Origin of the sequence: Leifsonia sp. ZF2019, from assembly GCF_019924635.1 — a bacterium.
In the GTDB taxonomy this organism is placed as follows: domain Bacteria; phylum Actinomycetota; class Actinomycetes; order Actinomycetales; family Microbacteriaceae; genus Leifsonia.
The window spans coordinates 357,471-367,559 of the sequence record NZ_CP065037.1 but is presented as its reverse complement, the minus strand read 5'-3'; the positions used below and the strand labels follow the sequence as shown (position 1 = coordinate 367,559).

The following is a 10,089-nucleotide window of genomic DNA, read 5'->3' as shown; positions in this document are numbered from 1 at the left end:
CCACGTCGAGCGTGCGTGACACTGTGTTTCGACGCACGACCTTCGGAGGTGGGCAGGCCTGTCTTCCGCCACAGGAGAACCCCCGGAGATCTCAGGGATCTCCGGGGGTTTCGATCGGCGGGAGAGAGATTCGAAGCCCGACGCGACTTCTAGCGGACCGTGACCGCTTCCACCCGGACGATCTCCCGCTCGTGCGCAGAGGAGATCGATCTCGCGAGATCCCAGACGACCGCACCGACCGGCGCGTGGACGTGCCACGGAGGCGGCGTCGTCGGGTAGACCCGGCTGGTGATCGAGCGCCCAGCGCTCGTGAAGACCTCGATGACCGATCCGTCGAGAAAGATCCGCGCTGCCCAGTCCGTGCGGTCGCTGAACGCTCGCGTGCTCATGGCCGTCTCCGCACGGGCGCCGGATTCTCCACCTGCCGCGCTGCGATCGAGTGTGAGCGTGTCTGCGTCGAGATCCACGACGATGTCGAGCCAGTGACCCTCGTCATACTGAAGTCGCACTGTTCCCGAGACGGCAGGGACCATGATCTCCACCTGGGCGCCGACCGTCGCACCGCTCGCGGGACGACCGGAGTCGGCGCGGAGGCGCGCGACAGCAGGGTGGGGCTCGCTGCACAGTTGGTCGCCGTCGAGCCAGGCGCGACGCGGGAGCGATATCGCTCCGGCCCAGCCGGCCGTCTGCCACTCCGCTGCGCCTCTCCCCTCGGTGATCCAGCCGAAGAGCACCTGCCCGTACGAGCTCTCACGCATCACGGATGCTGCGTAGAAGTTGTGACCGTCGTCAACCCGGCGAGGAGCCGGACTCGCATCGATCGGGAAGGCCAGGACGGCCCCCGGACCGTGCTCGTGCGACCACGATGAGACGATCGCGATCTCGCGACCGTCAACCGCGATCAGCTGCGGGCACTCCCACCCTTCGCCCGTGTCGATGCCGTCGAACTCGGTCCTCGGAAGCCGCGCCAGGTCCCCCTCGAACACCCAGGAGGACCCGTCCGCGGAGCAGTACTGACGCATGCTCGCCGTGTTGTCGGGGCCCGCCGCCCCGACCACCATTCGCCACCTCGAGCCGTCACGCCAGACGAACGGATCGCGGAACATCGTGACGCCCTCCTCGGGCGCCGGGTCATCGACCACCTGGACCGGTGGTCCGAAATTCGCGCCGTCCCGGTCCGACACCGCCGTCAGCACCGATTGATAGGGACGCTGCTCCACTTTCCCGGAGTAGAACGCCCGCACGCTCTCTCCGTCCACCACCGTGTTGCCCGACCAGCAGCCGTCCGAGTCGAGGCCCCCCGGCACGGGGCTCATGGCCGGCCGCTGCAGCGTCCAGTGCACGAGGTCCTCGCTCGTCGCGTGGCCCCATTCGACCGGCACCGCGATCTCGGCGTAGGAGCGGGACTGGAAGTACAGGTGCGTCGTTCCGCCGAGCTCCACCGGTCCGTTGGGGTCGTTGAGGTAGCCGCGCGGCAGGCGCACGTGGAATTGGGGAAGGTGGTGGTCGTGCATGAGTTCACATGTCTCTCTGTTCGACGGCCGTCTCGATGAGGCCGGTGCGGAGGCTCACCGGAACGAACCGGCCGTGACGCCCTCGATGAAGTAGCGCTGAGCGAAGATGAAGAGCAGAACGCTGGGGATCATCGCGAGGATGACTCCGGCCAGGACCACGGAGATCGACCCGGTGCCCAGGTTGCCCTGGAGCCCGACGAGCCCCAGCGGCAGCGTGAAGTTGCCCTGCGACTGGAGGAAGATCAACGGCCGGTAGAACTCGGCCCAGAATCCCGAGAAGTTGAGGATGGCCAGGGTCGCGATCGCCGGTGACGCCATTCGCGCGTAGACGTGCCGGAAGACACCCCACTGCGACGCCCCGTCGATGCGGGCCGCCTCGCCGAGCTCCCTCGGCATCTGCATGAAGTACTGCCGCATCAGGAACGTTCCGAACGCGCTCCCCAGTGCCGGGATGATGAGCGATGCGAGCGAGTCGCTGATGCCCATCGTCTTCACGATGACGAAGACCGGGATGATGATCGTCTGCAGCGGCACCATCATGGTGGCCAGGAAGATGCCGAAGATCGTGTTCTTTCCGGGGAACGACACCATCGCGAACGCGTACCCGGAGAGGGTGCAGGTGATCGTCTGGCCCACCACGATGAGCACCGTCACGACGACGCTGTTCAGGAAGAACTGCCCGATCGGGATCTGGTTGAACACGGCGGCGTAGTTGCTGAAGTCGGGGTTGGTCGGGATCCACTGCGGCGGGTTGGTGAACGCCTCCGCCGGCGTGCGCAGCGAGGTGGTCAGGGTCCAGAGCAACGGGCCGAGCGCGAACACCGCGGCGAGGATGAGCAGCACCATGCCGGCGATGCTGCCGACCTTCACGATCGGCCGCCGGCGACGGCCGAGCACGACTGCGGTGCTCGGAGCGACATCTGTGGTCATTGGTAGAACACCAGCTTTCGTGCGGCGAGGAATTGGATGCCGGTCAGCACGAGGATGATCACCAGCAGCAGGATCGCGATCGCCGACGCGTAGCCGAACTGCAGGTTCTGGAACCCGGTCTGGTACATCGCGATCGTCGCGGTGGTCGTCGACGTGCCGGGGCCGCCCTTGGTCATGATGAACGGCTGATCGAACAGCTGCATCGCGTTGATCATCGCCACGACCGTGGCGAACAGGATGGTGGGGCTGATCAGCGGGATCTTGATCCGCAGGAGCGTGCGCCACGCCCCTGCCCCGTCGATCGCCGCGGCCTCCTGGACCTCCTGGGGGACCGACGTCAGCGCGGCCACGAACAGCACGAAGGTGAAGCCGACCTGCTGCCAGACGACGATCAGGATGATCGTGATCTGCGCCGCCATCGGGTTGGTCAGCCACGGCACCTCCGGCAGCCCCAGCTGCGTCAGGTAGTAGTTGATCAGCCCGAACTTCGCGTCGAACAGGTAGCCCATGAAGATCGACACGGCTGCGGTGGAGGCCAGCAGCGGCAGATAGAAGGCTGTTCGGAAGAAGACCTTCGTCGACTTCCGCTTGCGGCTGTTGACGAGGACCGCGAGCAGCAGACCGAGCGTGATCTGGAGCACGACGATGCCGATGGCCAGCACGATCGTCACCCCGAACGAGGCGAGGGTCGAGCCGTCGCTGAACAGCCGGGTGAAATTGGCGACGCCGACGAACTTGGGAGGCGAGATGACGTCCCACGAGAAGAACGAAAGCCCGAGCGAGGCGAGGATCGGGATGAACGTGAAGACGGCGACGAACGCCACCGCGAGCCCGATCATCGAATAGCCGAACGCGCCCTCCCGCCGGGCCGCCCGTCGCACTCCGGGGCGACGGACGGCACGGCGAGGAGAGGTCGCCCCATTCACGCGCGGGCGCTCCTGGGTCTGGACAGCCATCAGGACGCCTGCGCTGCCTTCTCGAAATCGGACTGCATGCCGTCGAGCGCCGCCTTGGCGTTACCCGACGAGATCGCCTGCGTCGTCCGCTGATTGAGCGCGGTCGCCAGCGCGTTGTAGTACGGCGGCGCGGAGATCGGCACCGAGCCCTCGAGCTGGTCGTAGAAGACCGCCCAGTTCTCCGGTCCGGTCGTCTTGTACCGCTCGGCCGTCAGCAGCTCCTTGCGGCCGGGGGTGGTGACGTTTCCGGGGAACATGATGTCGAAGGTGGAGGGCTCGACCATCATCTTCACCACCTCCCACGCCAGGTCCTTGTTCTTGGACGAGTTGAAGATGCCGTAGCCGCCCGCACCGAAGAGCGACTTGTTGCTCTTCCAGGTCGGGAAGCGCTGCACGTCGAAGCTCCCGTCCGCCATGCCCGCGTTGTGCAGGCCGCCGGCCCAGAACCCGCCGCCGATCGTCATGCCGATGCGGCCGGTGGAGAACAGGCCCTGCAGCGTCGCGCCGCCTCCGACGTCGGGCGAGGGCGAGAGGCCGGACCGCTGGAGGTCGACCACGTACTCGAGGGCCTCGATGGCGGCCTCTGAGTTGGCCGTGGGCGTGCCCCACTTCCAGCCGCCCTTGCGGCCGTGCACGCCGACCGGGTTGTTCTTGAAGGCGGAGTTCCACAGCCAGTCGCCGCCGGAGTACTTGCCCTCTTCCAGCAGGTTGCCGTTGTTGGCGTAGAGGAACGACGTCCAGCTGCCCCAGAGCCGTACGACCCAGTCGAAGGCGTTGACGTCGCCGCCGAGGCCCTTGAGGGTGGTCGCGTAGGTGTGGAACTCGTCCATCGTCCAGTTGTCGGCGGGACGGGAGAGCCCGGCCTTCTGGAACAGCTCCGTGCTGTAGAACATGCTGCCGGCGTTGAAGCTGTCGGGAAGCTCGTACAGATGCCCCTGGTACATCATCGACTCGACGAGCGCGGGGTGGATCTGGTCGAAGTAGCTCTGCAACGAGGACATGTCCTTGGTCACGTAGCTGTCCAGGGGGATCAGGAGGTCCTTGGACGCCATGAGCTGGAGGCCCTCGGTCGCGACGCTCACCAGGTCGGGCGCCGCGCCGGCGGCGATCTGGGTGAGCACCTTCGCGAGGAAGTCGTTCCAGTCGGTGCCGTTGATGGCGGTCACCTCGAGCTTCGCGTTCTTGTCGAGCTTCTTGATCTGCGGCTGCAGGGTGTTCTGCAGGGCCGTCGCCGCCTTCTGGTCTCCGAAGTAGAGCATCTTGATGGTGCCCGATGCGTTCGTCCCGCCTCCGCCGCCGGTGGAGCAGGCGGCCAACGAGGCCAGGCCGGTCAGCGCGAGGCCCGCGCCGCCGATTTTGATCAAAGTGCGACGGTCAATGGCCGTTCCAAAGGTGCTGGTCATCCGTCCGCTCCTCTCTGAGCGTCGAGGCCGCAGCGAGGCTACGGCCGGACTAATACGTATTGGGGTTCCGAGCATAGCTCCACCCTTCGCCTCAGTGCAAATACGTATTAGCTTGTGGCATGATCGGTTGCGGGAGGATCGATCACATGGCTGCGAACAGCAAGGGCCCGGCGAAGCGGGTGACCATGAAGGATGTCGCCCGGCGGGCGGGGGTGTCTCAGCCGACGGTGTCCTTCGTGCTCAACGACCGGCGCGACATCTCGGTCGCCCCCGAGACCCGGGAGCGAATCCTGAAGGCGGCGAAGGAACTGCGGTTCCAGCCCAACCGGGCGGCGCAGTCCCTCCGCTCCAACCGCCCCTTCACCATCGGCGTGATCGCGCACGGCGTCGTCTCGCAGCCCTACGCCGGCCAGATCGTGCTCGGCGTGCAACAGGCGGTGCAGCCCGCCGGCTACGTGTCGTTCGTCGTCGAGATCTCCGAGGCGCCTGACAGCGGCAAGGCGGCCGTGGAGAACCTCGTCCGGCAGGGAGTCGCCGGGCTTGTGTACGCGGCCCCCGGCCCTGAGCCGATCTCCGCACTCGACATCGGCGAGGACATCCGCACGATCTTCGTCAACTGCTGGGCGGGCAACGTGGAGGACGCCCCCCTCGTGCTGGCCGACGAGTACCAGGGCGGCCGGGACGCTGCGGCGGCCGTGTTCGCCGCCGGGCACCGGCGCGTCGCCTTCCTCGGCGGTCCGTCCGACGACTACGCGTGCAAGGAGCGCGAGCGCGGTCTCGTCGACGCCGCCGTCGAGGCGGGCATCGACCCCGCCTCCATCCCCCGGGCCTACGGCACCTACCACGTGTCCTCGGGGTACGAACTGGCGTCCCGCATCCTGGCCGAGCAGCCGCCGTCGGCCCTCGTCTGCGGCAACGACCGGATGGCGGTCGGAGCCCTGCTCGCGTCCCACGAGGCCGGGCTGGAATGCCCGAGGGACATCTCCATCGTGGGTTTCGACGACCAGCCGGAGCTCGCCGCAGAGCTGCACCCCCCGCTCGCCACCGTCGCACTCCCCCACCTCCAGATGGGCATCACCGCCGGCCGGCTGCTGATCGAGGACGAGGAGCCGCCGAAGCGCACCCTCGTCCCCTGTCGATACATCGACCGCGCCTCCCTCGGGGCCCCGCGCTCGGGCTCCGCCCGATGAGCTCCGCCCACTTCCTGCCCGAAGGCGGGCACGTCGGCGATGTCATCCCGTTCGAACACGACGGCACGGTCTGGCTGTACTACCTCCTCGACACGCGCGACCCGCGCCGCCCGCTCGACCGCGAGGAGGGCATGCCGTGGGCAGCGGTGACGACGACCGACTTCGCGCGGTTCACCGACCGTGGCGTCGTACTGCCGTCGGGAGGCGCCGAGGCCGAGGACTTCGACTGCTACACCGGCAGCGTCGTCACGGACGACGACGGCGTGCACCACCTCTTCTACACCGGCCACAATCCGCGCATCCGCACGGCGGACGGCGACGCGCAGGTCGTCTGCCACGCGACGTCCTCGGCGGGGCTCGACTCCTGGACCCGCCACCCCGAGTGGACCTTCGGCGCCCTCGAAGGCTACTCGGCCGAGGACTGGCGAGACCCGTTCGTGTTCCGCACGGCTCCCGGCGAGCAGTGGCAGATGCTGCTGGCGACCCGATGGACCGGAACACCCTATCGCCGCTCCGGCGTCGTCGCACGACTCGTCTCGGACGACCTCGTCCACTGGCGGGACGCAGTGCCCCTCTGGGACCCGCGCAGGTTCATCACCCAGGAGTGCCCCGACGTCTTCCAGTGGGGCGACCACTGGTATCTCGTCTACTCGGAGTTCTCCGACTCCTTCCAGACCCGCTACCGCATCGCCGACTCTCCCGACGGGCCCTGGCGCGCGCCGGAGCACGACACCGTCGACGGTCGCGCCTTCTACGCATCGAAGACCGTCGAGCACGCCGGAGAGCGCCACTTCATCGGGTGGATCGCAACCAGACGGGGCGAGACCGACACCGGCGAGTGGCAGTGGGCCGGCACGATGTCGTCGCTCCGCGCCGTGCAGTCCCCCGACGGCTCTCTGCGGTTCGGCCTGCCTCGAGCGGTGAAGGCGCTCTATGGAACGGCCCGCGACCTTGTGCCGGAACTCACCCCGCTGCAGGGCGCGGATGCCGTCCCCGGCCGCGGCGCGCTGGATCGGCATTCGACCTGGCTCGCCGGCGAGGTCCCGGCGGAGGCGCTCCTCGTCGCCGAGTTGGACATCGCTCCCTCCACGCAGGCCTGCGGCCTCCTCCTCCGCAGCTCCGACGACGCCGGGAAGGCGTACTCGATCCGGCTCGAGCCGTACCGCGATCGGCTGGTGTTCGATCGCTGGCCCCGGGGCACGACCGGCGGCGAGCAGTGGCAGGTCCGGGGAGATGTGCCGCACGAGCTCGAATCGGAGCGCCCCGTCCCTCTGCCCCCGGGCCGGCACACCATAGAGGTCCACCTCGACGGCGACATCTGCGTGGTCGTGGTGGACGACCGGGTCGCCCTCAGCACGCGGATCTACGACCTCACTTCCGGCCGCGTCGGCGTCTTCGCGACCGACGGCGCCTTCGACCTGGTGCGCCTGGAGGCCAGGATCCACGGCTGAATCCGACGCGGCTTGACATCGCCCGGCCCGCTGTCTACTCTGCCAATACGAATTACTAATACGAATTGGCTCGTATTGGTTCGTCAAAGGAGATGACTCATGTTGGCTAATCTCGGTGGCTGGCACCTGCTGGTGATCCTCGCGGTGGTGCTGCTGTTGTTCGGCGCCACGCGCCTGCCCGCCCTGTCGAAGGGCCTCGGCCAGTCGATCCGGATCTTCCGCAAGGAGGTCCACGACCTGTCGGACGGCGAAGCCGGCGGCACCGCGGAGAAGTCCGCCGCGCCCTCCGGTTCCGACGAGGTCTCCGCCCGACCGTGAGCAGGGCGTCATGAGCTTCGAGAAACTGCTCGTGATCGGCGTGATCGCCGCCTTCCTGATCGGCCCGACCCGGCTGCCGGCCTACGCCGCCAGGCTCGGTCAGCTCGTCCGCTCCCTGCGCGGGCTCGCCGACGATGTGCAGCGGCAGGTGCGCGAGGAGACCGGCGAGTCGGTCGACCTCGACTGGCGTCGGTACGATCCGCGGCAGTACGACCCGCGGCGGATCATTCGCGAGGCACTGCTCTCTGAGCCCGAGCCCGAGCCCGCGACCCGCGCCCGCGAGCGGATCGGCCCGGACGCGCCATGAGCCGCGCGAACCGCACCGCGCGCATGTCGCTGGCGGCTCACGTCACGGAGTTGCGTCGTCGCGCGGTGCGAGCCGCTGCGGCGCTCGTGGCCGGAACGATCGGCGGCTGGTTCCTCGGCCCGCTCCTGCTCGCCGCCGTGCGGGCACCGATCGCGGAGGCCGCGGCGTCGCAGCATCGCCTCGCAGCGCTGAACTTCGACACCATCACCGGCGCGTTCGACCTGCGGATGCAGGCGGCGTTCGCGATCGGCATCGTGGCGTCCAGCCCGATCTGGCTCTATCAGGCCTGGGCCTTCCTCGTCCCCGCTCTGAGTCGCCGGGAGCTGAAGTACGGGTTCGGCTTCTTCTTCACCGCGGTCCCGCTCTTCCTCGGCGGCTGCGTCGCCGGCTGGCTGATCGTGCCGCACATCGTCCTCCTGCTCACGGGCTTCGCAGCGGACGGCTCCTCGTCGTTCATCCAGGCCAACGACTACTTCCAGTTCGTGCTGAAACTCGTCGTCGCGGCCGGCTTCGCCTTCGTCTCGCCGGTGTTCCTCGTGCTGATGAACTTCCTCGGACTGCTTTCCGCCGCGTCGATCCTGCACGGCTGGCGCATCGCTTTCCTCGTCATCCTCGGCTTCACGGCGATCGTGACACCGTCGGCCGACGTGATCTCCATGCTTCTGCTCGCCCTCCCCCTGATCGCGCTGTACTACCTCGCCTGGACGGTCGCGCTGCTGCACGACCGAAGGCTCGCCGCGCGGATCCTCTCGGCGCCGAGCAGGAGACCGGTTCCCTGTGATGCCGACCGAGAGACGTGACGATTTCGCGGCATCGGATCATGGCGAGTGGTGCATCCGCTCCGCACCGGTGAGCATTGCAATACGTGTTATCCACAGTGATCGACGCGCGGCATCGAGCATCACGGCCGCGCGGGTCACGTCGATTCGGAAAGAGAGCAGGTCCACACATGCCCCCGTCATCGCCCGAGCAGGCCTTCGACCCCTCGGCGGACCCTCACCGCGTACTGGTCGCCGGTGAGGCGCTCATCGATGTGATCCATCGCGACGGCACGACGCGTGAGCACCCCGGGGGCTCCCCCGCGAATGTCGCGCTCGGTCTCGCCCGGCTCGGTGTGGCGACGTCGTTCCTGACCGCTGTGGGCGACGACGCCAGAGGACACGCGATCAGCGAGCGACTGACGGGCGCCGGCGTCACTCTCCTGCCGGAATCGTGGAGCCTTCCGACGACCTCCAGCGCGGAAGCCAGAATCGCGGCGGATGGCTCGGCTGCGTACGAGTTCGACATCACCTGGCAGCTCCCCCGACGGATCGCCGTGCCTCCCGTTCGGCATCTGCACATCGGCTCGATCTCCGCCTTCCTCGCACCGGGCGCGGACAGAATCGAGCAACTCGTCGAGGAGCTCCGCCCCGAGGCGAGCGTCAGCTTCGACCCGAACATCCGTCCGGCCCTCGTCGGCGACCGTGCCGACGCCGTGGCACGATTCGAGCGACTCGCGAGGCGGGCGGACATCGTCAAGCTCAGCGACGAGGACGCGCTCTTCCTGTACCCGGACGTGCGCGCAGACGAGGCGGCACGCGCGATCTCATCCACCGGCGCACTCGTGGCCGTCACACGGGGTTCCGCCGGCTCCATCCTCACCGCGGGAGGCTCCACGGTCGAGATCGCACCCGTCACCGTTCAGGTGGTGGACACCGTCGGTGCAGGCGACAGCTACATGGCCGCTCTGCTGGCCTGGTTCCTCGAGGCCGGCCTGGACACGGCGCGTGGTCTCTCACCCGCCGAACTCGCGTCGGCCGGCCAGTCGGCCGCTCGCGCCGCCGGGATCACCGTGTCCCGGGCGGGCGCGGAACCGCCCACCTCCGCCGAGCTCGCCGGGTGACAGCGCCCCGGGGCAGGGTCGGCGCGGACGCGCTGTCGAGGATCCGCCGGCCGAACGCGGAGCCGCCGACCGGCACCTGAATCGGAACGCCACGTGACGGCGCGCACTCGCCGGACGACCACGGCTCCGACGAGTGCG

At 68.3% G+C, this 10,089-nt stretch carries 10 protein-coding genes; 6 read left to right on the top strand and 4 right to left on the bottom strand.

The genetic code is table 11. The features are described from left to right. Nucleotides 1-149: 149 nt before the first annotated feature. From IT072_RS01720 to IT072_RS01705, 4 genes are read right to left on the bottom strand one after another with little or no spacing between them, the layout of a single operon-like run. Nucleotides 150-1,514: a glycoside hydrolase family 32 protein gene (locus tag IT072_RS01720; protein WP_223359070.1), complete on the bottom strand. Its 1,365-nt coding sequence runs from the start codon at nt 1,512-1,514 to the stop codon at nt 150-152. Nucleotides 1,515-1,568: 54 nt separating this feature from the next. Continuing rightward, nucleotides 1,569-2,444 carry a carbohydrate ABC transporter permease gene (locus tag IT072_RS01715; RefSeq protein WP_223359069.1) on the bottom strand — a complete coding sequence of 292 codons (876 nt, stop codon included), beginning with the start codon at nt 2,442-2,444 and terminating at the stop codon, nt 1,569-1,571. Beyond that, entirely contained in the window at nt 2,441-3,400 is a 960-nt protein-coding gene (locus IT072_RS01710; RefSeq protein ID WP_223359068.1) for a carbohydrate ABC transporter permease, read from the bottom strand. The genes IT072_RS01715 and IT072_RS01710 overlap by 4 nt, the downstream gene beginning before the upstream one ends. Further along, nucleotides 3,400-4,803, bottom strand: coding sequence for an ABC transporter substrate-binding protein (locus IT072_RS01705; protein WP_223359067.1), 1,404 nt, complete (start codon nt 4,801-4,803; stop codon nt 3,400-3,402). The genes IT072_RS01710 and IT072_RS01705 overlap by 1 nt, the downstream gene beginning before the upstream one ends. Before the next feature lie 146 nt (nt 4,804-4,949). Here IT072_RS01705 and IT072_RS01700 point away from each other — a divergent pair, with 146 nt between their 5' ends. The 6 genes from IT072_RS01700 to IT072_RS01675 all read left to right on the top strand — a co-directional run bounded on the left by IT072_RS01700 (nt 4,950) and on the right by IT072_RS01675 (nt 9,951). Further along, the gene (locus tag IT072_RS01700) at nt 4,950-5,993 is read left to right on the top strand and encodes a LacI family DNA-binding transcriptional regulator (protein WP_223359066.1); all 1,044 of its coding nucleotides are present in this window, start codon (nt 4,950-4,952) and stop codon (nt 5,991-5,993) included. Beyond that, nucleotides 5,990-7,444 (top strand): glycoside hydrolase family 32 protein, encoded by a 1,455-nt coding sequence (locus IT072_RS01695; RefSeq protein ID WP_223359065.1) that lies wholly within the window; start codon nt 5,990-5,992, stop codon nt 7,442-7,444. Before IT072_RS01700 ends, IT072_RS01695 begins: the two co-directional genes overlap by 4 nt. Before the next feature lie 99 nt (nt 7,445-7,543). Next, nucleotides 7,544-7,762 (top strand): twin-arginine translocase TatA/TatE family subunit, encoded by a 219-nt coding sequence (tatA, locus tag IT072_RS01690; RefSeq protein ID WP_223359064.1) that lies wholly within the window; start codon nt 7,544-7,546, stop codon nt 7,760-7,762. 10 nt (nt 7,763-7,772) lie between these two features. After that, nucleotides 7,773-8,069 (top strand): Sec-independent protein translocase subunit TatA/TatB, encoded by a 297-nt coding sequence (locus IT072_RS01685; protein ID WP_223359063.1) that lies wholly within the window; start codon nt 7,773-7,775, stop codon nt 8,067-8,069. After that, the gene (gene tatC, locus IT072_RS01680; RefSeq protein ID WP_223359062.1) at nt 8,066-8,869 is read left to right on the top strand and encodes a twin-arginine translocase subunit TatC; all 804 of its coding nucleotides are present in this window, start codon (nt 8,066-8,068) and stop codon (nt 8,867-8,869) included. The genes IT072_RS01685 and tatC overlap by 4 nt, the downstream gene beginning before the upstream one ends. Nucleotides 8,870-9,018: 149 nt before the next feature. Continuing rightward, nucleotides 9,019-9,951, top strand: a complete 933-nt coding sequence (locus IT072_RS01675) for a carbohydrate kinase family protein (RefSeq protein ID WP_223359061.1) — start codon at nt 9,019-9,021, stop codon at nt 9,949-9,951. The last annotated feature ends 138 nt before the right edge of the window (nt 9,952-10,089 follow it).